The sequence below is a fragment of the Halosimplex litoreum genome, assembly GCF_016065055.1.
GTDB lineage: Archaea > Halobacteriota > Halobacteria > Halobacteriales > Haloarculaceae > Halosimplex > Halosimplex litoreum.
Window position 1 is genome coordinate 2,112,223 of record NZ_CP065856.1, and the last position, 24,442, is coordinate 2,136,664.

A 24,442-nucleotide genomic window follows, 5' to 3' on the forward strand; every position below is an offset into this window, starting at 1 on the left:
CATGAGCCAAGCAACAGACACGACCGTTCGCGAGGACGGCGTCATCGAGAGCGTGTCGGGGCCGGTCGTCACGGCCAAGAACCTCGACGCGAAGATGAACGACGTCGTCTACGTCGGCGAAGAGGGACTGATGGGCGAGGTCATCGAGATCGAGGGAGCGATTACGACGATCCAGGTCTACGAGGAGACCTCCGCGGTCTCGCCCGGCGAACCCGTCGAAGGGACGGGCGCGCCGCTGTCGGTCGACCTCGGCCCGGGCATGCTGGACTCCATCTACGACGGCGTCCAGCGCCCGCTCGACGTCCTCGAGGACAAGATGGGGTCGGCCTTCCTCGACCGGGGCGTCGACGCCCCCGGTATCGACCTGGAGAAGACCTGGGAGTTCACCCCCGACGTCTCCGAGGGCGACGAGGTCGCCCGCGGCGACATCGTCGGCATCGTCCCCGAGACGCCCAGTATCGACCACAAGGTGATGGTGCCGCCGGGCGCCCTCGACGAGGGCGAGACGGCCGAGGTCGTCTCGATCGAGTCGGGCAACTTCACCGTCGAGGACACCGTCGCCGAACTCGACGACGGGACCGAGATCCAGATGCGCCAGGAGTGGCCGGTCCGCGAGGCCCGACCCACCGAGGACAAGCAGACGCCGACGGAGCCGCTCACGTCCGGCCAGCGCATCCTCGACGGCCTGTTCCCGCTCGCGAAGGGCGGGACCGCGGCCATCCCGGGTCCGTTCGGCTCCGGGAAGACCGTCACCCAGCAGAGCCTGGCGAAGTTCGCCGACGCCGACATCGTCGTCTACATCGGCTGTGGCGAGCGGGGTAACGAGATGACGGAGGTCATCGACGACTTCCCGGAGCTGCCGGACCCCCAGACGGGCAACGCCCTGATGGCCCGGACCTGCCTCATCGCCAACACGTCGAACATGCCGGTCGCGGCCCGGGAATCCTGCGTCTACACCGGGATCACCATCGCGGAACACTACCGCGACATGGGCTACGACGTAGCGCTGATGGCCGACTCCACCTCGCGGTGGGCCGAGGCCATGCGCGAGATCTCCTCGCGGCTGGAGGAGATGCCCGGCGAGGAGGGCTACCCTGCCTACCTCGCCGCCCGCCTGTCGCAGTTCTACGAGCGGGCCGGCTACTTCGACAACATCAACGGCACCGAGGGCTCGATCTCGGCGATCGGCGCCGTCTCGCCGCCCGGCGGTGACTTCTCCGAGCCGGTCACCCAGAACACGCTGCGTATCGTCAAGACGTTCTGGGCGCTGGACTCGGACCTGGCCGAGAAGCGACACTTCCCGGCGATCAACTGGAACGACTCGTACTCGCTGTATCGGGACCAGCTGGACCCGTGGTTCGAGGACAACGTCGCCGACGACTGGCCCGAACAGCGCCAGTGGGGCATCGACGTGCTCGACGAGGACGGCGAACTGCAGGAGGTCGTCCAGCTCGTCGGCAAGGACGCCCTGCCCGAGGACCAGCAGCTGACCCTGGAAGTCGCGCGCTTCATCAAGGAGGCGTGGCTCCAGCAGAACGCGCTGCACGACGTCGACCGCTACTGTCCGCCCCACAAGACCTACCGGATCCTCGGCGCGATCCGGACGTTCAACGACGAGGCGGAGGACGCGCTCGACGCGGGCGTCCCGATCGACGAGATCACGGGCATCGACGCCGCGCCGCGCCTGAACCGCATCGGCACGACGCCCGACGACGAGGTCGACGAGTTCGTCGACCAGCTCGAAGACGACATCACCGAACAACTGCGCTCCCTGTACTAACGATGAAAGAATACCAGACAATCACGGAAATCAGCGGTCCGCTGGTCCACGTCGAGACCGACGAGCCGATCGGCTACGACGAGATCGTCGAGATCGAGACCGGCGACGGCGAGACCCGCCGCGGCCAGGTGCTCGACTCCTCGTCGGACCACGTCGCAATCCAGGTGTTCGAAGGCACCGAGGGCATCGACACGGACTCGTCGGTCCGGTTCCTCGGCGAGACGATGAAGATGCCCGTCACCGAGGACCTGCTCGGCCGCGTCCTCGACGGGTCGGGCAACCCCATCGACGGCGGCCCCGACATCGTCCCCGACGAGCGACGGGACATCGTCGGCGAAGCGATCAACCCCTACTCCCGCGAGTACCCCGAGGACTTCATCCAGACGGGCGTCTCGGCCATCGACGGCATGAACACGCTCGTTCGCGGCCAGAAGCTCCCCATCTTCTCGGGTGCGGGGCTGCCCCACAACGACCTGGCCCTGCAGATCGCCCGTCAGGCCTCCGTCCCGGAGGAAGAGGGCGACGACGGCGACGACGAGGGCTCCGAGTTCGCGGTGATCTTCGGTGCGATGGGGATCACCGCCGAGGAGGCCAACGAGTTCATGGACGACTTCGAGCGCACCGGCGCGCTGGAACGCTCGGTCGTCTTCATGAACCTCGCGGACGACCCCGCCGTCGAGCGGACGGTCACGCCGCGACTCGCCCTCACGACCGCGGAGTACCTCGCCTTCGACAAGGGGTACCACGTGCTGGTCATCCTCACGGACATGACCAACTACTGTGAGGCGCTGCGCGAGATCGGCGCGGCGCGCGAGGAGGTTCCGGGCCGACGTGGCTACCCCGGGTACATGTACACCGACCTCGCTCAGCTCTACGAGCGAGCCGGCCGTATCAAGGGCGAGGAGGGCTCCATCACGCAGATTCCCATCCTGACGATGCCCAGCGAGGACATCACCCACCCGATCCCGGACCTGACCGGGTACATCACGGAGGGGCAGATCCTCATCGACGGCGACCTCAACAGCGAGGGCATCCAGCCGCCGATCGACCCGCTGCCGTCGCTGTCCCGGTTGATGGACGACGGTATCGGCGAGGGGCTCACCCGCGGTGACCACGGCGGCGTCTCCGACCAGCTCTACGCCGCCTACGCCGAGGGCGAGGACCTGCGCGACCTCGTGAACATCGTCGGTCGCGAGGCGCTCTCGGAGCGTGACAACAAGTACCTCGACTTCGCCGAGCAGTTCGAAGAGGAGTTCGTCCAGCAGGGCTACGACACGAACCGCGACATCGAGGAGACGCTGGACATCGGCTGGGATCTCCTCTCGATGCTCCCCAAGGAGGAGCTCAACCGCATCGACGAGGAGAACATCGCGGAGTACTACCGCGAGGACGTCGAGGCCGAAGTCGCCGCCGACTGAGGACGGTTCCGTCGCCGACGAGTTTTTCCAGTCGCCGGTCGGCCAGTCGAAACAGCGGACGACGTTGCCGGATCCCGAGTGGATGCGAGGACAACGCTCTTGACGGACCCGCAAGTACTTCGGTGCATGACTCGCTCCACTGCGGGGGCGGGGCGACGAGTGCTGTACGTCGATCCCGACGACGAGCGCGCGGCGCCGGTCGCCGACGCGCTCCGCGATGCGGGCTACGCGTTCGAACGGGCGCGGGACGCGACGGCGGCGCTGGACGCCATCGAGACCGACCCCCCGGCCGCCGTCGTCAGCGAGCGGCGGCTGCCCGATAGTTCGGGGCTGGCACTGCTCCGTGACGTTCGCGAGCGGACCGACGACCTCCCGTTTCTGGTCTTCACTGCGGTCGGCGACGAACACCTGGCGAGTGACGCCATCGCCGCCGACGTCACCGACTACGTGCCCCGCGACCCGCCCGAGAAGCAACTGGGCGCGCTGGTCGACGGGCTCGACGCGGCGGTCGCGGCGGGCGACCGTCGGTTCGCCGAGGTGACCGAACAGCTGAAAGACCGGGCGATGGACGAGGCGCCGGTGGGGATCACTATCGGTGACGGGAAACGCCGAGACACGCCGCTGATCTACGTCAACGACGCCTTCGAGGAGCTGGCGGGCTACGACGAGGCGGAGGTGCTCGGTCGCAACTGCAACTTCATGCAGGGCGACCAGTCCGACGAGGCGAAGATCGCGGAGATGGCGGCGGCGATCGACGCCGGCGAGCCGGTCTCGGTCGAACTCGTCAACTACACCGACGACGGCGAGGAGTTCTGGAACCGGGTCCACATCGCGCCGATCGGCGGCGACGACGGGGAGCCGACCCACTACGTCGGCTTCCAGGAGGACGTGACCGACCGCGTCGAGGCCGAGCGGGAGGCCCAGCGCCAGGCCGAGAAGGCCAGGACCGAACGCCAGAAAGTCGAGGCGCTACTCGACCGGCTCGACGGCCTGTTGACGGACGTCACCAGCGCGTTGCTGAGCGCGGAGGGGCGGGCGGCGGTCGAGCGGGCGGTCACCGATCGACTGGCCGAGACCGACGAGTACGCGCTGGCGTGGGTCGGTGAGGCCGAGCCGGCGACCGATTCGATCGCCCCGAGTACCTGGGCGGGCGTCGCGGACCCGCCCGCGCTCGAACTCCCGGTCGACGGCACGGACCCGGCGGCGCGGGCCGCCCGGACCGGCGAGGCGCAGTTCGTCGACGCCGAGGCGGTCCCGCCGGTCTACGACGGACTGGTCGACGGCGGCGCGGGCGGGCTGGCCGCCCTGCCGTTGCAGTACGGCGACGTGGGCTACGGAGTCCTCGTCGTCGGCCTCCGCCCGGACGCCCGACTCCCCGAGCCCGAACAGCGCGTGCTCGCGGCGGTCGCGCAGTCGACCGCGATGGCGTTGCACGCGCTGACCTCCCAGCGGTTGCTCGGCTCCGACGACGTGACGGAGTTAGCGTTCTCGCTGGCCGGCGACGACCCCTTCTTCGTCGGGCTTTCGGCGGCGCTCGACGCCGAGTTCGTTCACACCGGCACCGTCACGCGCGAGGCCGGGCCGACGACCTTCTTCTTCGAGACGAACGCCGAACCGGCGGCGGTCGTCGAGGCCGCGGCCGCCCGCGAGGACGTGACCGCGTGTACGCCAGTTACGACGGGCGACGGCCGCTCGGTCGTCGAATTCAGCGTCTCGGAGTCACCGCTGGTCCGGCTGTTGCTCGACCGAGGTGGACGTATCGCCGCGATGTCCGCCGCGGGCGGTACCGGCGACCTGACAGTCGAGATCCCGCCCGAGGCGCAGCCGCGGACGGTCGTCGAGGCCGTCGAAGATCGAGTCGACGGCGCGGATCTGTCGGCCTACCGCGAGCACGAGCGCCCGGCCGAGAACCGCCAGGACGTGCGCGCGCGCATCGACAACCGGCTGACGGACCGCCAGTCGACCGCGCTCCAGACCGCCATCGTCGGCGGCTTCTTCGAGTGGCCCCGCGAGACGAACGGGGAGGACCTCGCCGCGGCCATGGATATCGGCCGCTCCACGTTCCACCAGCACCTCCGGGCGGCCCAGCGGAAGGTCTTCGAGGAACTGTACGACTGACCGCGGTGTCGTTCCGTCGTCCGAATTTATATACTCCTGTCTTCGAACGTGCGCGCCGAACGGGGGAACTTGCTGGCATCTTTTCGGAAAATGACGCTTTCGACGTCGCTACTACCAACTGACAAAGAGACAGCAGTACCAGGTCCAAATCCAACTAGTTGGGCATCTTTCTTTTGAGGCAAAAATCCCCAGTGCTAGGTGTAGTCATGCCATCACCAGGTAGCGAACAAATTTGGCTGTGGATCGGGACGGTAGGAATGTTCCTGGGCATGCTGTACTTCATCGCCCGCGGCTGGGGCGAAGAAGACCAGAAGCGCCAGGAATTCTACATCGTGACGATACTTATCACGGCGATCGCCGGCGTGAACTATCTCGCGATGGCGACCGGTTTCGGACTGACGACGGTCAACGTCGCCGGTGAGGAGCTCAGTATCTACTGGGCGCGGTACACGGACTGGTTGTTCACGACGCCGCTGTTGCTGATCGACCTCGGACTGCTCGCGCGGGCAAACCGCAACCAGCTGACGACGCTGGTCAGCCTCGACGCGCTGATGATCGGCACCGGTGCGATCGCGACGCTGGCCGGCGGGAACTTCGTGGTCGCCGGCCTCGACGACGGCGCCCGCCGACTGGTCTGGTGGGGGATCAGCACCGGCTTCCTGCTGGTGTTGTTGTACTTCCTGTTCGGGACGCTCACCGAGCAGGCCCAGGAACTGGGCAGCGACGTGGGCGCGAAGTTCGCACAGTTGCGCAACCTGATCGTCGCGGTCTGGCTGGTCTACCCGGTGTGGTGGCTGGCCGGCACCGAGGGGCTGGGACTGCTCCCCGAAGTCAGCGGGAGCGTCCTGTTCGTCGAGACGGCCGGGTTCATGGTACTGGACCTGGTCGCGAAGGTCGGCTTCGGGTTCCTGCTGCTGTCGAGCCGGCAGGTCCTCGACGACGTCTCCGCCGCGAGCGGCACCGGCGCGGCCGCGACCGCCGACGACTGACGCGACGCTCGCTCGTCGCGACGGCCGGCCGGCGCGGCCGGGCGTCCCGTACTAGCCTGTAGGAGACGAAACGTAGCCCGACACGGACTCGGTGGGAGCCGAACTGGCCCACTCCGTCGGGCCGCCGTCACCGCCGAACAGTATCACGGCCGAGAATCGGCCCGAACCGACTACGGTTGCGGCCTCCGGAGACCGATACGATGAGTTCGTTGACTTACGTCCAGTTCCACGCGCTGTACGTCCTGCCGGTACTGGCGGCGCTGACGGCGACGGTCCACCACCGTCGCGACAGCGTCGACTGGCGGGTCGGAGCGAGCGGGCTGGCGGTCGTCACCGTCCTCGCGGTGGCGTACACGACGCCGTGGGACCGCCTGCTCATCTCGATGGGCGTGTGGTCCTACGGCGCCGGCACGGTCGCGGGCCGCCTGTGGGGCGTCCCGTACGAAGAGATCGCGTTCTTCGTCCTCCAGCCCGCGCTGACGACGCTGTGGGCGCTCCACGTCGCCGGCCCGGTACTCGAAGGGGTCTCCCACAGTCGGCGGGACCGCGTCCTCGGGGCCGGCGCCGGCCTCGTGGTCGGCGCCGTCGGCCTCCTCGCGCTGACCGCGCCGGCGACGACGTATCTCGGCGCGATCCTCGCGTGGGCCGGGCCGGTACTGGCGCTGCAGTGGGCGGTCGGCTGGCGGTACCTCTGGCGCGTCCGTGCCCGCGTCGCCGTCGCCGTGCTGGTCCCGTCGGCGTACCTCTGGGCGGTCGACCGCCTGGCTATCCAGGCGGGCGTCTGGACCATCTCCGACACCTACACTACGGGGCTGGCGGTCGCCGGCCTCCCGGTCGAGGAGATGCTGTTTTTCCTCGTGACGAACTGCTTCGTCGTTCAGGGCCTCGTCCTGTTCCGCTGGGTGGTCCACCGATGGCGCTAGCCCGCGAGCGAGCCGACGCCCGCGTCCCGCCGGCCGCCCGGGCGCCCTTGCGCGCGCTCGTCGTCTGGGTTCCCTGGCTCCCCGTCGGCGTCGCGACGCTCGCGTTCGCCGGCGGGCTGTCGATCCCGCCGGCGTGGCGGTACGCCCCGCTCGTCGTCAGCGTCGTCGCCTTCGGGATGCCACACGGCGCCGTCGACTGGGCGGCGCTTCCCAGGGCAGCGGCCGGCCGGGGAGACGATTCCCCCGACCTTCGAAGGCCGTGGCGGCGCACCGCTGCCGCCCGCTTCGCCCGCCGGTGGCTCGCGGTCGTCGGCGTCGTCTACCTGATCGCGGGCAGCGTCTACGCGCTCGTGTGGTTCCGCGCGCCGCTCGTCGCCGCGGGCGCGTTCCTCGCGCTGACGTGGTTCCACTGGGGTCAGGGCGAGATCCACCCGCTCCGAGCGGTGCTCGACGCCGACCACCTCGACGCGCGGTGGCGGCGTGGGCTGACCCTCGCCGTCCGCGGCGCGTTGCCGATGGGCGTCCCGCTACTGGCGTTTCCCGACCGCTACCGCGCAGTCCTGACCTCCTTCGTCGCCCCGTTCGGCGGGTCGGTGCCAGCGTGGCCGTTCACCGCCGACGCGCGACTCGCCCTCGGGGCCGCGCTCGGGAGCCTGACGCTCGCGACGCTCGCGGTCGGCTACCGCGCGGCGGCCGACCGGCGGGCGTGGGTGGTCGACGCCGGCGAGACGGGCCTGCTGTGGGCCTACTTCCTCGCCGTTCCGCCCGTGTTCGCGGTCGGACTGTACTTCTGTTGCTGGCACGCGCCCCGCCACGTCGCGCGGGTCATCGCGCTGGACGACCGGGCTGTCGCAGCCCTCGAAGGCGGACGACTCGCGCCCGCACTCGGACGGTTCGCCCGCGAGGCGGCCGTCCCGACGCTCGTCGCGCTCGTCGGCTGTGCCGGGTTGTGGTGGGTGGCGCCGGCGCCCGAGCCCACGCTCGCGGGCGCGACCGGCGTCTACCTGGTCGCGATCGCCGTGTTGACGCTGCCTCACGTGGTCGTCGTGACGTGGCTCGACCGAATCGCGGGCTACTGGTAGCGAGGCGCGACCGGAGGGAGCGCCTCGCTCGTCCGGGCGGCGTTCGCTCCGCTCACGATGTTCGCGCCGCCCGGACTGAAAACGGTTAACTGCCTACGCGGACAAACCCGGATCAAATGGCCGAGGACGTCAAACCCACTCGCAAGGAGCTCATGCAGATCGAGGAGCGCATCGAGCTCTCCGAGCGCGGGCACGACACGCTGGAGCAGAAGCGCGACGGCCTCATCATGGAGTTCATGGACATCCTCGACGAGGCCCAGGACGTGCGCGCCGACCTCGACGAGAAGTACGAGGAAGCCCAGAACGCGATCAACATGGCCCGCGCGCTCGACGGCGACGTGGCCGTGCGGGGTGCGGCCGCCGCGCTCAAGGAACATCCCGAGCTCACGACCCAGTCCAAGAGCGTCATGGGCGTCTACATCCCCCAGATCGACTCGACGAAGGTCTCCAAGAGCCTCGACGAGCGGGGCTACGGCGTCCTCGGGACCAGCGCCCGCATCGACGAGGCCGCCGAGGCCTACGAGGAGTTGCTCGACCAGATCATCCTCGCGGCCGAGGTCGAGACGGCGATGAAGAAGATGCTCGACGAGATCGAGACGACCAAGCGCCGCGTCAACGCTCTGGAGTTCAAGCTGCTGCCGGAACTGCGCGCCAACGAGGAGTACATCGAGCAGAAGCTCGAAGAGCAGGAGCGCGAAGAGATCTTCCGCATGAAGAAGATCAAAGACAAGAAGGAACGCGAGGAGGCCGCCGAGGACGCCGAGGAAGAAGACGCCGAGGAAGAGCCCGTCCCGGCCGACGACTGACTACGGTCGCGTTCTCTCCTTCTCCACATCTCGTTCGGTTGCCGTCTTCATCGTCCTCCCGCCACCGGCGACTGTGTGCCCCGCCACCGCACCGGCGACTGTGTACCCCGCCACCGTTTAGTCCGCGCCGCGCGCACGGGCGGACGTGACCTGTCCCGACTGCGGCGCGCCGACGCTCGCCTTCACCGTCCCCGAGCAGTACCGCGACGCCCTGCCCGGAGACAGCGGGGGTGCGGAGGTCTGTACCCGCTGTCTCGCCCTCCGCCCCGTCGCCGATCCGCCCGCCGACCTGCCCGATTTCACCGCGATCAGCGACGCCGTCCCGTCGAACGACGACGCGGCCGTCCCGTTCGTGCTGATGGTCGGCCTGATCCCGTCGCTTGCGACCAACCGCGCGGAGATCTCCGCCCTCCTGACGAGCGTCGAACGCGCCGGGACCGACCCGCTGCTCGCGCTCGACCGCCTCGCCGACGACTCGGGCGTCGACGCCGAGGCCGACCTGCGCACCCGCCGACGGCAACTCGAACAACTGCTGTGATCGCGGAGTATTGTGAGTTACCGCCTGGTAGGCCATGCCTTTCGACGCTGGAATTGGCTCCCCTACTCTGTTAGGTACATCGCATTTACATCGCGGGGTAATATTGGATAACGCGGCATCGATGCCAGGTGCCGCCGCGACGACACGTAGGACCCGTCGTCGTCTCCCCCCCAATCCCCCCCTTACCACCAGCACCCATTTCGCGTCGCCGGTGGTGGCCCGACGGAGGCACTCCCCCCCGCCTCCCGGGTACGCCGGCGACACTCTCTCCCTTTCGGTAACGCCCGATTACTCGCGAGTCCCTCGACCGCCGGTCGCTCGCGGACGGCGCCGCGGCTGATCGGTCGGGAAATCGACGGAGAACCGGTGAGCGACGCGGGGCTTAGACCCCAGTAGAGTACCGCAGGATACCGGCGATGCCGCCGAACGCCGAGAGCAGCTGTTCGCCTTTCTCGAAGTCCGTCGAGACGAAGTAGGTCTCGGTACCGCGCTGTTCGGCGAGTTCCATGAGGTGGTCGATTGCATCGTCGCGCTCGCCCTCCATGGTCTCGCCGCAGCGGTCGCAGGCCCGGTCGTCGTCCAGCGGCTCCGATTGCCCGAGCAACTCGCGTTCGGTGTGGCCGCTGGGGCAGTCGTAGATGGCCACGTCCTGGCGCAGGTCCTCGCTGAGTAGCAGCGTCTCGACGGCGCCCATGTTGAGGTTCTCGCGGGTGGGGCCGAAGCCGTAGGTGGCGAGGTCGCCGTCGTGGAGCTCGTCGAAGAACTGCTCCATGTACTTCTTGTCCTGGAGCATCTCGTGCTCGTCGAGGACGTCCTGGGCGGCGTCGACTAGGTCGTGGAGGCCGGACTCGTCGGTGTAGGCCACGTCGAACTTCCCCAGCACCATGTCGCCCAGTTCGTGGTGGAGGTAGTCGCCGTCTAGAAATTCGTCTTTGGTCGGCGAGGGGCCGCCGACGAGGACGCCGTCCATCTCGTGGCGCTGGTCGACGAACAGATCGTTGGCCATCCCCGCGACCTCCTGATAGAAGTTGTCGATCGCTTCGAGGCGCAGGCGGGCGAATCGCTGTGCGGACTGACCACCTTTGCGCTGTTTGCCCGGCACGAGCGAGGAGGCGGATTTGACGGGCTCGACGCGCTTGCCGCGCAGCCAACCGACGTTGGCCTCGCGCCGGTCGAGGACGACCAGGCCGAACAGGCCCTTGTCGGCGAGCATCTCCTCCAGCGGCTCCGTGAGAAAGTCCGAATCGCAGTGGTAGCGAAAGGACTCGATGGGCTGGGGCGGACTCTCGAGGGTCCGAGTGATCATCTCCGAGCGGCCGCCGCCGGTGTCGATGGAGCCCGAGAAGACGACCATCCCGTTCTCCGGCGGGTAGGTGTCGTAGTACCGCAGCCGGTCCTTGATGGAGGTCAGGGCGTCCTGGACGGCCGTGCGGGTGTCCTTGGACTTGATGTTGGCGGCCTCGCTGTGCTCCTGGGTGACGTGGGCGACGACGCTGCTGACCTGGCGGTCCTCCGGGATGTAGATCGAGACCAGTTGCGTCCCCGACCCGCTGTAGCCCTTGAGCTCCTCGATGACCTTGCGGAACTCGTATTTTTGCTTCTGTTGGTATTGCTCCGTAATACTTTCCTCGTTGGAGTCACTCATTGCTGGATATGGGAGAAAAGACTACCAAGACGGTTAAGGTGTCGGCTTCCACCGCAGAGGAATGGGACGAATACGTAGAAGAGAATGCCGAAGTGGACAGTGTGAGCCACCTAATACGGCTCTCTGTCCAGAAAGAAATCAGTGGGGAATACGACATTGAACAACGACGTGAAAGCCGCTCAGTCGAAGGAAGCGAAGCCACGGAGGGAGAGGTTCTTACCCAACTTCGGAAGGTGAATACGGCCATTGGCGACGTAGAAGAACGGTTGTCTGCCCTCGAAGAGACGGAGAAAGCCGAAGCCGGGTTCGACTTGAAAAAGGCGATTCACAGCAATTTGGAGGTTGTCGCATGGACAGACAAAGAGCGGGGCAATTGGGACGAAAGCGATTTGGAGTTTCACGACTCCGTACACTCGGCTCAAGACGTTGCTGAAAGCATTGGGGCAGATACGGCAGACGTTAGAAGCAAAATGGAGAAAATGGCCAAAGAAAGCGGGATTGTCGAGATTGCTGAAATGGACAGTGGCCGTGTGTACGCATGGAGGGCCGCGAAATGAAGGACAAGGATTTTGAGCGGGTTCTTGAACGGTTCGACAGGAAGCAAAAGAAAGGCGGTGGACAGATTTCACCAGAGACGGCAGAGTATTACCGCTCAATGGCCCACGACTTTCGGGAGTGGTTAGACAAACCGATAGAAGATACACAGTTTGTGGACGTAGAAGACTGGTATGCGCACCTTGATGAACAGTCTAATTCAGACGCTTCGGTTCGGAAAGGGAAAGGCGCACTCGCGGCCTTCTACGGGATTGCTAACAAGCTGGCAGACACCGACAGAATCGACATTGACAGGTTCGGACGTAATACCCCTGCCGACAGAGCAGACTACTCCTCGAAGCACCAAGACACCCTCAAGAGCCGAGAAACCCGCGAAGATTTGGAATGGTTGGAACCGGAGGAAGTGGACAAACTGGCGCGGGCCACCGATAAGCTCAGGGACGAATTAATGGTAAGGCTCATTTTCCAAACCGGAGTAAGAGTTACTGAGCTTTGCGAAATTCGGTATCCAGCAGACGTAGATACCGAAGAGCGGAGTATCAAAATCCGTGGCAAAGGCCGAAAGAACCGGACAGTCTACTATCAGGAGAAACTTGATTTAACAATGGACGTGTGGCTGAATGAGCGACGGCCAGCAGTCTACTACTCAGATGAGAGCGAATACCTCTTCCCAACCAGCCACAGTGAGAATATCACTCGGCAGACTGTCGAAGAGGTTGTTAGGGAAGCCGCGAAGGAAGCCGGATTACAGTCTGAATACGGTGAGAATGCTAACGGCCACACTCTGCATTCAGTAACTCCTCATGTCCTTCGCCACTCATTTGCTATGGCCGCTCTCTCGAATGGTTGGGACTTGTATCACTTGTCGAAGGCTTTGGGACATGAATCAACCGACGTAACTACGGAGACTTACTTACATGACGATGATGATAAAGTCCGTCAGGCATTCCGAAGTCGTGGGCCAGCCACGGACGATTGAGTAGTAATCACAGCGGCCCGGCCCTTTCTTAGCTCTTCTACCCACAATATTCAGGCAATAGCAGGCTTCCATGGGGCGGTATCACATTTATGAGATGCATAATATTTCTGTGGCGAGGGCCGATTTCACCCGGCCTTGTTTCCGAAATTAGCACCTTCAAACGCCGAAATGCTTACGCACAAGGCCGCTCGCGTGTGATTACCCTCTCCCTTGATAAAGGCGACAAATCCACTACCTCAAGAACCAAGGGCCGCTAAAACACCGTTTGAGCCGATACTGTCCATAGAATCGCTAAACGGCCTTCAAATCTGCATACAATCTGCGTGAGCGTTTGTGTAAGTTATCTTAAGAACCGAAAGATTTAAGTGGTTGGAGCGCATAGTATATATCGTTGTCGGAGACGGCAACATAGACAACAATTCGTTGTCTGACATATCTGAGGTTCCCATCACCTCAGTCAAGATGGGTTTCACAAGTCGGAAACTTCCGTCTTGGTCAATTTCGAACGTATCAATCTGTCAATGTGCTTGGCTCAAAGCACTTCCCTCGATTCCGCCCATCCCTTCGCATTCTGGCGGATTTAGGCGTTTCGGGTAACGTACAAAGCCCCACTACCGAGTGAGCTTTCATCGGCTCACGTCGGCCTACTACGGTTCGGTGACTAACTATGTCAGCAACTCAAGAAAAGGTTAATATTTCTCTCGATAGGGAGAGCTACGATAAGCTACAGCAACTCAAGCAAGAGCGGTTTGGCGGTGACAGTGGAGTAAGCCACAGCAGGGCTATCTACTACATGGCTGATACTCTTCTGGAAGGTGACAACCATGAGTAATGAGCGCATAGTCCGGTTGGCTCAGGAAGTCAACCGACACACCAACGAAGAGTATGGGACAGTGGACGAAGTGGTTGAAGCCGTCTTAGAGGAACGGGTAGACTCTCTTAGCGAATCTGAGGAAGCCATTGAAGAGAAACAAGCCGAGTTGAAAGAAAAGTTCGGTGTCGGTTCTGACGACGGCGAAGCGGCAGAGCTTAGCGAAGCTGAAAAGAAACAAGAAGAGCTAAAAGAGCGTTTTAGCCCATGAGCCGAAAACGTTCTCTTCCATCACGGAAGGTAGTAATCTACGTACCAGAGGAAGCGTGGCGAGAGTTTCGAGGAAAGTTTAGCGACACTCGGGACTGGGACGGTGACAGGTTGGGCAACGAATCGCCGGAACAAAGCCAGCTTGCCGTAGGAGCTACGCACCAAATGGCTTCGGTTCTCCTTGACGTAGATTTAGGGGATGAAAATTTTGTAATCAAAGGCGACGGCTCACTCGAAATTGACGGCAAGCAACGGGACAGCAAAGGCCGTTGGCTTGGAGGTGACTAAGATGGAAAAACCAGACGGAATGCAGGTTCGGAATGCTCTCCGTGACTTGAACCCCGGCAAGGCGACGGTTCAATGGCAGGGCGAGACTCTGCCGTTTGTCGGTTGCTACTTTGACGGTGCTACTCCGGTGTATCGGTACGTAGCAGACGGCAGAGAAGTCCATTACAACTCTCAGAATGAGGTTTTCCGAGCGGTGAGACACACAGACGGCGAGACATTCACCCTGTCGGCTCAATCGGTTGACGGCGGTACAATCACTCTCTCAGAGAGGTAGTAATCACACGCCCCGGCCTTCTTTCGCTCACTATGTTTGACTACAAACATTTCAGACTCCCCGGCTCACCACCTGTAACCCACAATCGGCAGAAAATGCCGTCTTGTATCATATTTAACGAACAGATTGATGAGATTATGATTAGATTCCCCGTCTGTGACAGGCTTGAGCCGTCTGAGTTGATGGAAACCGCAGAGCGAATTATTGAAGATACGATATTTTCAGACGGCGAGATTAAAACGGGAGAGTTGAATCACAATCACCACATTCACTGCCACTTTCAAGAGGTTGGTAAGCCGTTGGCGACGTATCACCCAACGTATGTAATCCGGCGAGCAAACAATCTTGCCGAAGAGTGGAATGCGCAACTCGCCGGGGAGGTGACGCATGGTTACTGTCGTGGTTGATACCAGAGAGCAAAAGCCGTGGGACTTTGCCGACAGTGAGACGGCGACTCTCGAAACGGGAGATTACACTGTCGAAGGTGTGAGCGGGGCGATTGAGCGAAAATCAGCTTCCGACTTTCTCAGTAGTATCACCCACGACAGAGAGCGATTTGAAGCCGAGTGTGAGCGGGCAGAGAGCTTCGAGAAACCAATGGTGGTATTGGTTGAAGAGCGGTGGGAAACCTTCGAGAGCGGGCAGTATCGCCAAAATGTTCATCCTAACGCCGTCGCCGGGACTGTCGAAGCATGGGAAGAGCGATACAATATTCGTTTCGTGTTTGAAGAGAACCGACAGACGGCGAAGGAAAGAGCGAAAAGCATTCTCAAGCGGTGGAAAGGCGGCAATATTTCCCGCTTTATCGAATGCTCGTAAACACGGCAAAATATGTGGGTAAACGAAAGGTTTAAGTAGCTGGCGCTACAATGTCTTGTTAAGACTTAAGCGTTTCGCATTCGCGGAACGAACCTCATTCAAGTGTCGCCACTTCTGGCGACTGAGGAAATGGCCCGAATGGAAGGCCAAGAAGGAAGGCTCTTACACTTCTTTCTTGGAGCCGAAGCCTAATAAAAGTTTCGGTTTTGCAAACTTCTGTTTGGGAAAGGCAAAGCACTTCCCGTAAAACGGAAAGTCGATTGATGAGCTTCCCGGTATTCACCGCTGGCAAATCCACCGAGCGCAGGTTTGGAGCGAAAGCGAACATTCGTCTTTCAGCCTTCGGCGTTTGCCAGAGGTTGGGCAACTTCCTCTTCGGAGTGTGCGGCCCTACCATTGACGGCAAGCGTGACACGCGGAGATGCAAGAAACCGAAGTGCGCCCGCCCGGTTCACCGAACAAAGTACGTGAGCCTTCATTGCGGCCCGGCAGTCGAGAGGTTGCCGGAGGTGACAACTTAGTGTCAACTTTGGCGACGGGACATTGACAAAGGGGACAAAAAGGTTCATCAAGGGACGGAAGAGGGATTTTGATGGAAGTGTGAGAACCGGAGGGTTCCACTCTTGGTGTTTCTCGCCACTCGGTGGGGTTCCACCAAGGCGACACTCTCGGTGGATGTGGGGAAGTAATCACACGCCCCGGCTTGTCCTTCCGACAACCGAATTGTGGACAGAAAGGCGCGGCAGTGTGATAAGATGTCTCCGAAGCGAAGCGAGGAGACAAGGCATGGTGAAGCATTCAACCACTCTTCACCGAAGTATTGGCCTCGAAGCCGTCTTGGTGAAGGTTCCTGCCGTGATTCACCGATTGAGTGGCCAACATCTCCTTTTGACAACTTTGCGGGTTCGCAGGCGATTTAACAGACTGGGAAACCTTGACAAGAAAAGGGATTCAAAACTGATAGTAAGTGGTTAGAATGACTGAGGGAGATACACAAGAAGATACGGAGGAAGAGAAACCTAATGCAATGGAGTACCCCGGTGTTGTGGCACGATATTACCGGGACCATCACTGGAAAGGAGCGGCACACATCATACTCAGTTTCGCAACTGGCGGAATGTGGGCTGTTGGTTGGTTTGCTATTGGGTGGTTTCAGTTTTGGGCTGGAGCGCGCCCGAAGGCTCAGGAATACCGCAAAGCTTAGTGTGACAGTTTTTGACAAGGGGGTAGGCTCTAACGCATTTGTTCTCAATTTCTGCAATTCAGTTGCGCACATTGAGTTTGGGGCCGAGACTTTGCGTTTTAAAAAAGACTGCCGTATCTCTCACCCACTCATATTGATTGTGACACTAAACTTCGAGAAACAACCACACCCTTACCGATAATCGGCCAAAACGTATTACGACGTGTTACTGTCGAAACGCTAACTCGTATTTCTGTTTGTCCGACTGTTCGGCGTGCTCACTCATCGTCCATGGTTCGGGCGCTCGGGGCTAAGTAAGTGTTGACCTCTCCGGCCCGTCGCCGCAATCGCTAAGGCGACGGGAGTGTGACGAACTCGCACGGACGCGCCGCGAGCGTCGTCCCCCGTGGTGGGCGGGGCGACCGGCGGCGAGCGGCCGACGCGGGGCCGCGGGTGGGCACGCCATGAGCACGGACGCGGCGGCGGACGACGGCGGGATCTACGGACGGGTAGTCGAGGCTCTCGGCGGCCGCGTCGGTGGCGGACCGGTCGGTGCACGACTGCGCGCGTGGTACCGCTCGGTCGACCCACGGTACCGGCCGGTGACCGCCGGGACGTGGGCGCTCGCGCTCGTCGTCTACGCCGTCGGCGACACCGGGCTGACGACGGTCGTCCTCGCGCTCGGTGGGTTCGAGGCCAACCCGATCGCCCGTGCCTTTCTCGCCACCCTCGGCTACCCCGGGCTGGTCGTCCAGAAGGGCCTGGCGGTCGCGCTGCTGGTCGGCATCTGGCGGTACTATCCGACCGTCGGGGACGCGTCGCGGGACCCGTGGCGGCTGGTCGTCCCGACGATCGCGGCCGCCCGCGGGCTTCAGCTGGTCGCGATCCACGTCTCGAACGTCCTCGTTCTGGTATGAACAACGGCGGTGTCCGACGGCCGTCAGAACGGACGGCGGCTTTATGTGGCCCCCGTGATTTGACCTTACACAATGGCGGGCTACGTCTGTACAGTTGCCGGTGGGAAAGGTGGCGTCGGCAAGACGACGACGGCGGTCAACGTCGCGGCGGCCATGGAAGAGGAGGGCTACGACGTGGTCGTCGTCGACGCCGACCTGGGCATGGCGAACCTCGGTGCGATGCTCGGCGTCGAACCGGAGACCAGCGTTCACCAGGTCCTCGCCGGCGGCCGCGCCGTCAGCGACGCGTTGACGGACGTGCAGGGCGGGATCACGATCATCCCCGGCGAGCAGAGCCTGGAGGCGTTCGCCGACGCCGACCCCGCGAAACTCAAGAAGGTCATCAAGACGCTGCGCAACGCCTACGACGTGGTCCTCATCGACACCGGCGCCGGTCTCAGTCACGAGACGACCGTCCCCCTCGGCCTGGCCGACGGCGTCGTCCTCATCACGACGCCCGACGACGTGGCCGTCGGCGACGCGATCAAGACCGCCGAACTCGCCGACCGCGTCGACGGCGAGGTCATCGGCACGGTCCTCAACCGAACGACCACCGAGACCGACGTGGAGGCTATCGCCGAGCGTTTCGACTCGAAGCTGCTCGCGGTGATCCCCGACGACATCGAGGCCACCGCCGACGAGCCGCTCGTGCTCAACGCCCCGCCCAGTCCCGCCGCCGACGCCTACGTCCGACTGACCGAACACCTCATCGGCATCTTCTTCGAGGGCACCGATACCGACGAGATCGAGACCGCCGTCGACCGCGACTGGTTCGTCGACGACGAGGAGGAAGACGAAGACGACGACTCGGGCGGTCGATTCGGGCTGTTCGGCTGACCGGGAGCGTTCGGTGGGCGGTAGCACGTACTTATATGACGACGGCGCCCCCATCCCCGCGTAGAGCCGTGCGTGCGGCTCTGGATTGGTCCATGCAACTCGACGACTTCGTCAGCGAGAACGCCCCCGACGAGGGGGGCGACTCGTTCCAACTGGAGAACAGCAAGCTGCTCGACATCGCCGTCGACGGCTCCGTGATGACCAAGGCCGGCGCGATGGTCGCCTACGAGGGCGACCTCTCGTTCACCGGCAAGTCCTCTGCAGAGGGCGGCCTCACCGGGTTCATCAAGGAGGCCGCCTCCAGCGAGGGGACGCCCGTGATGGAGGTCGAAGGGCGGGGCCACGTCTACGTGGCCGACCGGGAGAAGCGGATCCAGCTCCTCGATCTGGACGCCGGCGAGTCCATCTCGGTCAACGGCGAGGACGTGCTCGCGTTCGGAGCCGACGTCGACTACGAGATCAACACGATCGGCAGCATCGGCGGCGCCTCCGCCGCCGGGCTGACAAACGTCTTCCTCTCCGGGCCGGGCGCGGTGGCGATCACGACTCACGGCGACCCGCTCGTGCTCGAACCGCCGGTGCGGACCGACCCCGACGCGACCGTCGCCTGGAGTGCGAACCTCTCGCCGGGTATCGAGACCGACCGCAGTCTCAGCGACGCGATCGGTCAGTCCTCGGGCGAGACCTACCAGCTCGAGTTCGAGGGCTCGGAGGGCTTCGTCGTCGTCCAGCCCTACGAGGAAGGGCCGGGCGGGCAGTAGCGAGGCGCGAGCGGAACGAGCGCATCGGCGAAGCGAGCGGTGTCTGTGCGAACGAAGTGAGCACAGGCTCGAAAGACGAGTGAAGCGAGTCTTTCGGTGACCGCAGGGAACCGCGAGCCGCGTAGCCGAGACGGGCCCACCGCCGGCAGCCACGCCACCGGAACCGCCGGGGTCGGCCCGGCCGCATTCGTCATTCCTATATCCGCCGCTCGAAAACCGGGAGGTATGTATCTCTCCCTGCGCTCGGAGGTCGCCGAGGCCCTGACAGCGGCGCTCTCGGCGCTCGACCTGCCGACCGAGGACCTGGGCATCGAGCGCCCGCCCGAGGACGTCGACGCCGCCGTCGCCTCCAGCGTCGCCTTCCGCCTGGCGGGCGAGGTCGGTGCGCCGCCGCCGAAGGTGGCCGCCGACGTGGCTTCGGAGATCGACCCCGGCGACTACGACTACCTGGGCGGCGTCGACACCCAGGGCCCCTACATCAACTTCTTCCCCGCCGACCGGTACCTCTCCGATACCGTCGAGCGCGCCCAGTCGACGGAGTACGGCCGCCTCGACGACCGCGACAGCTCCGTCGTCGTCGAACACACCAGCGCCAATCCGACGGGCCCGGTCCACGTCGGCCGCGCCCGCAACCCCATCGTCGGCGACGCCCTCGCCCGCGTGCTCGATTTCGCCGGCTACGACGTCGACACCCACTACTACGTCAACGACGCCGGCCGTCAGGTCGCCGTGTTCACCTGGGCCTACGAGACCTTCGACGAGCGCGACCTGCCCGAACCCGACCGCGACAAACCCGACTACGACCTGGTCCGCTACTATCGCACGGGCAACGCCTACCTCGAGGACGCCGACCCCGACGAGGAGGACGCCGCCGAGGCCGAGATCGAGGCCATCATGCAGGGCCTGGAAGCCGGCGACGAGGAGACCTACGAGCGCGTCGGCGAGGTCGTCGACCAGGTGCTCGACGGGATGACCCAGACGCTGGAGCGTCTACCCGCCGAGTTCGACGAGTTCGTCAAGGAGACGCGGTTCATGCGCTCGGGCGCGACCGACGACGTGGTCGAACGCCTGCAGGCGCTGGACGAAGCGGTCTACGAGGAAGACGCCTGGCAGCTCGACCTCGAGGGGTTCGAGAAGAACCTGGTCTTCCTGCGCTCGGACGACACCACCCTCTACACGACCCGCGACATCGCCCACCACGAGTGGAAGTTCGAGCACTACGACCGCGCCGTCACCGTCATCGGCGAGGACCACAAGCTCACCTTCGAGCAGTTGAACGAGACGCTGGAACTGCTGGGCCACGACACCGACCGGCTCGACCAGGTCTTCTACTCGTGGGTGAACCTCCCCGGCGGCGAGGGGATGAGCACTCGCGAGGGGACCGGCGTCGACCTCGACGACCTGCTCGACGAGGCCATCGACCGCGCCCGTGCGGAGGTCGAAGACCGCCTCGACGACCGCTTGCGCGACGACGACCTCGACGAGGACGACGTGGAACGCATCGCCGAGCAGGTCGGGACCGGCGCCGTGCGCTACGACGTCGTCTCGAAGCAGCCGACCAAGTCGATCACCTTCGAGTGGGAGCGGGCACTGGACTTCGAGGCCCAGTCGGCGCCGTACGTCCAGTACGTCCACGCCCGGGCCTGCGGCATCCTCGACGAGGCCGAAGGCGAGGGGCTCGAACCGGCCGAGACCGTCGACCCGGACCTGCTCGACACCGACGCCGAACGGGATCTGCTCCGCACTATCGCGCGCTTCCCCGCGGTCGTCGAGGAGGCCGCCGACGAGCTGGAGCCCCATCGCGTCGCCACCTACACCCGCGGCTTCGCCGAGCAGTTCAACGCCTTCTATCGTGAGTGCCCGGTGCTGACCGCCGAGGACGAGGGGACCCGCCGCGCCCGCCTCGCGCTGGTCGCCGCCGCTCGCGAGACCGTCGGCAACGCTCTCGGACTGCTGGGGGTCGCTGCGCCGGACTCGATGTAGGTCCGGCGGCGATCGAAACGAGATACGGTCGGCCTCGCCGTGTCACAGCCCGCCGAGCGCGAGCAGGACGCCGGCCAGCGTCGCGAGCGCGAGGACCACGAAAGTGACTATCCACCACACGGGCACGGACTCGTCCGCACCGTCGCGCGCGCTCATCGCCCGATCACCACGACAGCGCCGACGCTCGCGCGAGTCGATCCGGTCGTTGCCATCGCCCGACCGCTTCACAGCCGACTGACTAATACCTGCTGGCGGCCCTGGTGCCGATCGATACCTATCCAGTTAGGCACCAGCTTCTCACCGGACGGGGCGCTACGGAGAGTGTGAGCGGAGTCGCTGCACTGTCGTCGTGGCTGGCGGTCGGGTCGCTGGCGGCGGCGGGTGGAACGGTCGCGCTGGTCGCGTACCTGTGGCGCCACCTCGGCAAGCCGGGTGCCGACTGGCTCGTCGCGACGCTGGTCGCCCAGAGCCTGTTCTGCCTGCTCGCGGGCGTGTCACTGACCGTCGGCGACCCGGAGGCCCGATTCTTCATGGAGTCGCTGACGTGGGCGGCACTGGCGTGGGTCGGGCCACTGTTCCTGGCGTTCGCCCTGGAGTACACCGGTCGGAGCGGACTGTTCGACGGGTGGACGATGGTGCCGGTCGCGGCGCTGACCTCGATCGTCGTCGCCACGGCGCCGGTCAACGACGTGGTCGTCCGGAACTTCCGGCTGGACCCGACGGCGCCGGTCGTCACGGTGAGCTACGCGCTCGAACCCTGGGGGATGTTCGCGTTCGCCCTCGGCACGGGGACTGCGGGCGTGGCGGTGGCCCTGCTGGTCGACACCGTGATGAGTTACGGGCCGCTGTACCGGCGAGAGGCCGCTGCCGTCGCGCTCAGTACCGTCACACCCACGATCGGGGTGGTGATGTGGGCGCTCGGCCTGGGGCCGGACCCCTCGCTCGCGTTCGTCGCGGTCCTGTTCGTCCCGCACGTCCTGCTGGACGCTTACGCCTTCGTCGGCAGCGGCATGTTCGAGACGAACCCGACGACCCGCCGAGCCGCCGACCGCACCGCAATCGACGACATCGGGACGCCCGTGCTCGTGCTCGACCCCGACGCTCGCGTCGTCGACTACAACGACGCCGCCGACCCGCTGCTAGAGGCCGGTCGCGACGGAACGACCTTGCTCGGGACCCCGATCTCGTCGCTGGTCGACGTCGGCGTCGAGTCGGCCCCCGGCAGTGACACCTCCGGTATCCGGGCCGACGGCGGAGCCGTCGGGTCCAGCCCGAACGTGCCGACCGGTGACGGGCCCGGCGAGGCCGACGACCTCGTTATGGTCCGCTCGGGCGGCCGACGCCGACAGTTTCTCGTCTCGCAGTCGACGCTAACCGACCCGAAAGGCACGAGCGTCGGGACGACGCTCGTCTTCCAGGACGTGACCCGCGAGCGGCGCCGCGAGCAACGCCTCGACGTGCTCAACCGCGTCCTCCGGCACAACCTCCGCAACAAGATGACCGCCGTCGCCGGCAACGCCGAACTCATCGCCGACCGCAGCGACGACGAACGGCTGACCGATATCGCGGGCATCATCGACAGCAGCGCTCGCGAACTCATCGACATCGGCGAGAAAGCCCGCACCTTCGAGCAGTGTCGCCGCGACGGCCCGCGCTATCGAGCGGTCGACCTCGACGGCGTCCTGGCCGAGGCGGTCGCCGACTACCGCGAGGGTGCCGTCGACATCGACGTGAGCGCCGACGGCGATGCGGCCCCGGCAACCGACCCGGAACTGCTGCGTATCGTCGTCGCCAACCTCGTCGAGAACGCAGTGGACCACGTCGACGACGCGACCGTCTCCGTCACGGCGACCGTCGACGACGGCGAACTCCGGGTGACCGTCGCCGACGACGGCCCCGGCATCCCCGAGGGGGAACTGGCGCCGCTCGACGCCGGTACCGAGACACAACTCGAACACGCCACCGGTATCGGCCTCTGGGTCGTCCAGTGGAGCGTCGACTCGCTCGGTGGCACCCTCGCGTTCGACACCGACTGCGGGACCGTCGTCACCGTCCGCCTCCCCGACGGCCCCGGCGGCTTCGACGGAGACGTCCCCGACCCCGCACCGGCCGCCGAGCGTACATAGTACTCTATAGCTCTCCCCATCGCTAACCCGATCCACGTAGCGAACTTAGTTATCGTCTTATCCGCCGCTCCGGTAGCAGCGGGTATCTGATGCGGCCGAACCGTCGGAGTTCGGCGCGTCGACCGCTACTATGCACGACAGCACGACCGACACCGACACGACGGCGGACGGGACAGGGAGCGACGCAACCGACGTGACCGGGGAGAGGGCCGGCGCACCCGACCGCGAGGCCGACGCCTCGGACGATCGGTCGGACGGCGAGACGCTCGACGGACTCGCGATCGAGGACGCCGTCGAGCGCGTTCGCGCCCGCGAGCCCGCCCGCGATCCCGAGACCGTCCGGGCCGCGCTGTCGTTCGCCGCCGACGACGGGGTCGTCAGCCGTGAGGGACTCCGAGAGTCACTGAAACTGACCTCCAAGGTGCTCACGACTGCGGAGACGCGGGTGGAACTCGCGACCATCGCGCTCGACGACGCTCGCGAGGCCGCCGAGTCGGCACCCGACCTCCCGACGGTCGGGGCCCGACTGGACGGCTTCGAGACCGAAGTGGCGGCCGTCGAGGACCGCGCCGCCACCCTCGGCGAGGACCTCCAGGCGGTCGTCGACGACCGCGAGGACCCGGCCGCACGGTTCGCCGTCGCCGACGGGCTCCGTCGGGTCGACGAACGGGCCCGCGACGTCCAGCGAACCGCCGACGAACTCCAGTTCGAACTGGAGGACTTCGAGCGGTGGCTCGACAGTCACGCCGTCCGCGTCCGCGAACTCGGCGACGATCTCGACGCGCTCGCGACCTCGCTCGACGACCTGGCGAGCGCCGTCGACGCGGTCGAGGCAGCCGATGGCGACGGTACCGCCGACCGGAACGCAGTCGACGACCCTGCCCGGGTCTGGTTCGACGCGACGCTCAGTCACCGGGCGACGGGTCTCTCCGTCGCCGACCTTCGGGCCGAACTCGCCGACCTGCGGACCTGGGCCGACCGCGAGGACGCCGACCCAGTCGAGGAGGGCGGTCTGGACGACCTGGCCGGCCGCCTCGACGACCTCGACGGCCGACACGCGGAGCTGGGCGAGCGCCTCGACGCGGTCGCCGAGCCCGAGTGGACCGACCGCTTCGGCGACCGGATCGCGGCCGCCGAGTCGGAGCTGGACGACTGCGAGCCACCGGTCGACTGGGCCGCCGTGGGCTCGGTCCTCGACGAGCATCGCGGCGACTTCGGGTCGGGCGCGTAGCGGGCAGTCGAGTCGCCGCTGGCCGGTCGGGTCGTCACTGTTCTCTCGGGATTTCACCATCGAGCGCGGC

General features: G+C 65.0%; 19 protein-coding genes. 18 read left to right on the top strand and 1 reads right to left on the bottom strand.

What is annotated here, in order from left to right; genetic code table 11:
• Position 1: 1 nt before the first annotated feature.
• The 8 genes from I7X12_RS10545 (at position 2) to I7X12_RS10580 (ending at position 9,654) form a co-directional block, all read left to right on the top strand.
• The gene (locus I7X12_RS10545; protein ID WP_198060045.1) at positions 2 to 1,780 is read left to right on the top strand and encodes a V-type ATP synthase subunit A; all 1,779 of its coding nucleotides are present in this window, start codon (positions 2 to 4) and stop codon (positions 1,778 to 1,780) included.
• Positions 1,781 to 1,782: 2 nt separating this feature from the next.
• On the top strand, positions 1,783 to 3,198 hold the full coding sequence (locus I7X12_RS10550; RefSeq protein WP_198060046.1) for an ATP synthase subunit B: 1,416 nt from the start codon (positions 1,783 to 1,785) through the stop codon (positions 3,196 to 3,198).
• A 126-nt stretch (positions 3,199 to 3,324) separates the two neighbouring features.
• Positions 3,325 to 5,316: a bacterio-opsin activator domain-containing protein gene (locus I7X12_RS10555; protein WP_198060047.1), complete on the top strand. Its 1,992-nt coding sequence runs from the start codon at positions 3,325 to 3,327 to the stop codon at positions 5,314 to 5,316.
• A 257-nt stretch (positions 5,317 to 5,573) separates the two neighbouring features.
• Positions 5,574 to 6,305: a bacteriorhodopsin gene (locus I7X12_RS10560; RefSeq protein WP_269750361.1), complete on the top strand. Its 732-nt coding sequence runs from the start codon at positions 5,574 to 5,576 to the stop codon at positions 6,303 to 6,305.
• 200 nt (positions 6,306 to 6,505) lie between these two features.
• Positions 6,506 to 7,228, top strand: a complete 723-nt coding sequence (locus I7X12_RS10565; protein ID WP_198060049.1) for a lycopene cyclase domain-containing protein — start codon at positions 6,506 to 6,508, stop codon at positions 7,226 to 7,228.
• Positions 7,219 to 8,310: a Brp/Blh family beta-carotene 15,15'-dioxygenase gene (locus I7X12_RS10570; protein ID WP_198060050.1), complete on the top strand. Its 1,092-nt coding sequence runs from the start codon at positions 7,219 to 7,221 to the stop codon at positions 8,308 to 8,310. The genes I7X12_RS10565 and I7X12_RS10570 overlap by 10 nt, the downstream gene beginning before the upstream one ends.
• Positions 8,311 to 8,426: 116 nt before the next feature.
• The gene (locus I7X12_RS10575) at positions 8,427 to 9,116 is read left to right on the top strand and encodes a V-type ATP synthase subunit D (RefSeq protein ID WP_198060051.1); all 690 of its coding nucleotides are present in this window, start codon (positions 8,427 to 8,429) and stop codon (positions 9,114 to 9,116) included.
• Between the two features lie 145 nt (positions 9,117 to 9,261).
• Positions 9,262 to 9,654, top strand: coding sequence for a DUF6276 family protein (locus I7X12_RS10580; RefSeq protein WP_198060052.1), 393 nt, complete (start codon positions 9,262 to 9,264; stop codon positions 9,652 to 9,654).
• 382 nt (positions 9,655 to 10,036) lie between these two features.
• Here I7X12_RS10580 and prf1 read toward each other — a convergent pair whose 3' ends face one another.
• A complete protein-coding gene (prf1, locus tag I7X12_RS10585) occupies positions 10,037 to 11,299 on the bottom strand; it encodes a peptide chain release factor aRF-1 (protein ID WP_198060053.1) in 1,263 nt (420 codons plus the stop codon).
• Between the two features lie 8 nt (positions 11,300 to 11,307).
• On the opposite strand from prf1, the gene I7X12_RS10590 reads away from it, so the two are divergent.
• The 10 genes from I7X12_RS10590 to I7X12_RS10635 all read left to right on the top strand — a co-directional run bounded on the left by I7X12_RS10590 (position 11,308) and on the right by I7X12_RS10635 (position 24,372).
• Positions 11,308 to 11,856: a hypothetical protein gene (locus tag I7X12_RS10590; protein ID WP_198060054.1), complete on the top strand. Its 549-nt coding sequence runs from the start codon at positions 11,308 to 11,310 to the stop codon at positions 11,854 to 11,856.
• The gene (locus I7X12_RS10595; RefSeq protein WP_198060055.1) at positions 11,853 to 12,833 is read left to right on the top strand and encodes a tyrosine-type recombinase/integrase; all 981 of its coding nucleotides are present in this window, start codon (positions 11,853 to 11,855) and stop codon (positions 12,831 to 12,833) included. Before I7X12_RS10590 ends, I7X12_RS10595 begins: the two co-directional genes overlap by 4 nt.
• An 824-nt stretch (positions 12,834 to 13,657) precedes the next feature.
• Positions 13,658 to 13,915 (top strand): hypothetical protein, encoded by a 258-nt coding sequence (locus I7X12_RS10600; RefSeq protein ID WP_198060056.1) that lies wholly within the window; start codon positions 13,658 to 13,660, stop codon positions 13,913 to 13,915.
• 948 nt (positions 13,916 to 14,863) lie between these two features.
• Complete coding sequence (locus tag I7X12_RS10605) at positions 14,864 to 15,295, top strand: ERCC4 domain-containing protein (RefSeq protein WP_198060057.1); 432 nt, start codon at positions 14,864 to 14,866, stop codon at positions 15,293 to 15,295.
• Positions 15,296 to 16,942: 1,647 nt separating this feature from the next.
• On the top strand, positions 16,943 to 17,395 hold the full coding sequence (locus tag I7X12_RS10610; protein WP_198060058.1) for a hypothetical protein: 453 nt from the start codon (positions 16,943 to 16,945) through the stop codon (positions 17,393 to 17,395).
• Positions 17,396 to 17,467: 72 nt separating this feature from the next.
• A complete protein-coding gene (locus I7X12_RS10615; RefSeq protein WP_198060059.1) occupies positions 17,468 to 18,271 on the top strand; it encodes a MinD/ParA family ATP-binding protein in 804 nt (267 codons plus the stop codon).
• 92 nt (positions 18,272 to 18,363) lie between these two features.
• Complete coding sequence (locus I7X12_RS10620; RefSeq protein WP_198060060.1) at positions 18,364 to 19,032, top strand: AIM24 family protein; 669 nt, start codon at positions 18,364 to 18,366, stop codon at positions 19,030 to 19,032.
• 225 nt (positions 19,033 to 19,257) lie between these two features.
• Positions 19,258 to 21,015: an arginine--tRNA ligase gene (argS, locus tag I7X12_RS10625; RefSeq protein ID WP_198060061.1), complete on the top strand. Its 1,758-nt coding sequence runs from the start codon at positions 19,258 to 19,260 to the stop codon at positions 21,013 to 21,015.
• A gap of 323 nt (positions 21,016 to 21,338) precedes the next feature.
• Positions 21,339 to 23,141 (top strand): sensor histidine kinase, encoded by a 1,803-nt coding sequence (locus tag I7X12_RS10630; RefSeq protein ID WP_198060062.1) that lies wholly within the window; start codon positions 21,339 to 21,341, stop codon positions 23,139 to 23,141.
• A 130-nt stretch (positions 23,142 to 23,271) separates the two neighbouring features.
• A complete protein-coding gene (locus tag I7X12_RS10635) occupies positions 23,272 to 24,372 on the top strand; it encodes a hypothetical protein (protein WP_198060063.1) in 1,101 nt (366 codons plus the stop codon).
• Positions 24,373 to 24,442: the final 70 nt, after the last annotated feature.

What these genes read in the sequence shown, in the direction of transcription:
- I7X12_RS10545 (WP_198060045.1), top strand. Translation starts at nt 2, where the DNA reads ATGAGCCAAGCAACAGACACGACCGTTCGCGAGGACGGCGTCATCGAG.
- I7X12_RS10550 (WP_198060046.1), top strand. Translation starts at nt 1,783, where the DNA reads ATGAAAGAATACCAGACAATCACGGAAATCAGCGGTCCGCTGGTCCAC.
- I7X12_RS10555 (WP_198060047.1), top strand. Translation starts at nt 3,325, where the DNA reads ATGACTCGCTCCACTGCGGGGGCGGGGCGACGAGTGCTGTACGTCGAT.
- I7X12_RS10560 (WP_269750361.1), top strand. Translation starts at nt 5,574, where the DNA reads ATGTTCCTGGGCATGCTGTACTTCATCGCCCGCGGCTGGGGCGAAGAA.
- I7X12_RS10565 (WP_198060049.1), top strand. Translation starts at nt 6,506, where the DNA reads ATGAGTTCGTTGACTTACGTCCAGTTCCACGCGCTGTACGTCCTGCCG.
- I7X12_RS10570 (WP_198060050.1), top strand. Translation starts at nt 7,219, where the DNA reads ATGGCGCTAGCCCGCGAGCGAGCCGACGCCCGCGTCCCGCCGGCCGCC.
- I7X12_RS10575 (WP_198060051.1), top strand. Translation starts at nt 8,427, where the DNA reads ATGGCCGAGGACGTCAAACCCACTCGCAAGGAGCTCATGCAGATCGAG.
- prf1 (WP_198060053.1), bottom strand. Translation starts at nt 11,299, where the DNA reads ATGAGTGACTCCAACGAGGAAAGTATTACGGAGCAATACCAACAGAAG.
- I7X12_RS10590 (WP_198060054.1), top strand. Translation starts at nt 11,308, where the DNA reads ATGGGAGAAAAGACTACCAAGACGGTTAAGGTGTCGGCTTCCACCGCA.
- I7X12_RS10595 (WP_198060055.1), top strand. Translation starts at nt 11,853, where the DNA reads ATGAAGGACAAGGATTTTGAGCGGGTTCTTGAACGGTTCGACAGGAAG.
- I7X12_RS10600 (WP_198060056.1), top strand. Translation starts at nt 13,658, where the DNA reads ATGAGTAATGAGCGCATAGTCCGGTTGGCTCAGGAAGTCAACCGACAC.
- I7X12_RS10605 (WP_198060057.1), top strand. Translation starts at nt 14,864, where the DNA reads ATGGTTACTGTCGTGGTTGATACCAGAGAGCAAAAGCCGTGGGACTTT.
- I7X12_RS10610 (WP_198060058.1), top strand. Translation starts at nt 16,943, where the DNA reads ATGAGCACGGACGCGGCGGCGGACGACGGCGGGATCTACGGACGGGTA.
- I7X12_RS10615 (WP_198060059.1), top strand. Translation starts at nt 17,468, where the DNA reads ATGGCGGGCTACGTCTGTACAGTTGCCGGTGGGAAAGGTGGCGTCGGC.
- I7X12_RS10620 (WP_198060060.1), top strand. Translation starts at nt 18,364, where the DNA reads ATGCAACTCGACGACTTCGTCAGCGAGAACGCCCCCGACGAGGGGGGC.
- argS (WP_198060061.1), top strand. Translation starts at nt 19,258, where the DNA reads ATGTATCTCTCCCTGCGCTCGGAGGTCGCCGAGGCCCTGACAGCGGCG.
- I7X12_RS10635 (WP_198060063.1), top strand. Translation starts at nt 23,272, where the DNA reads ATGCACGACAGCACGACCGACACCGACACGACGGCGGACGGGACAGGG.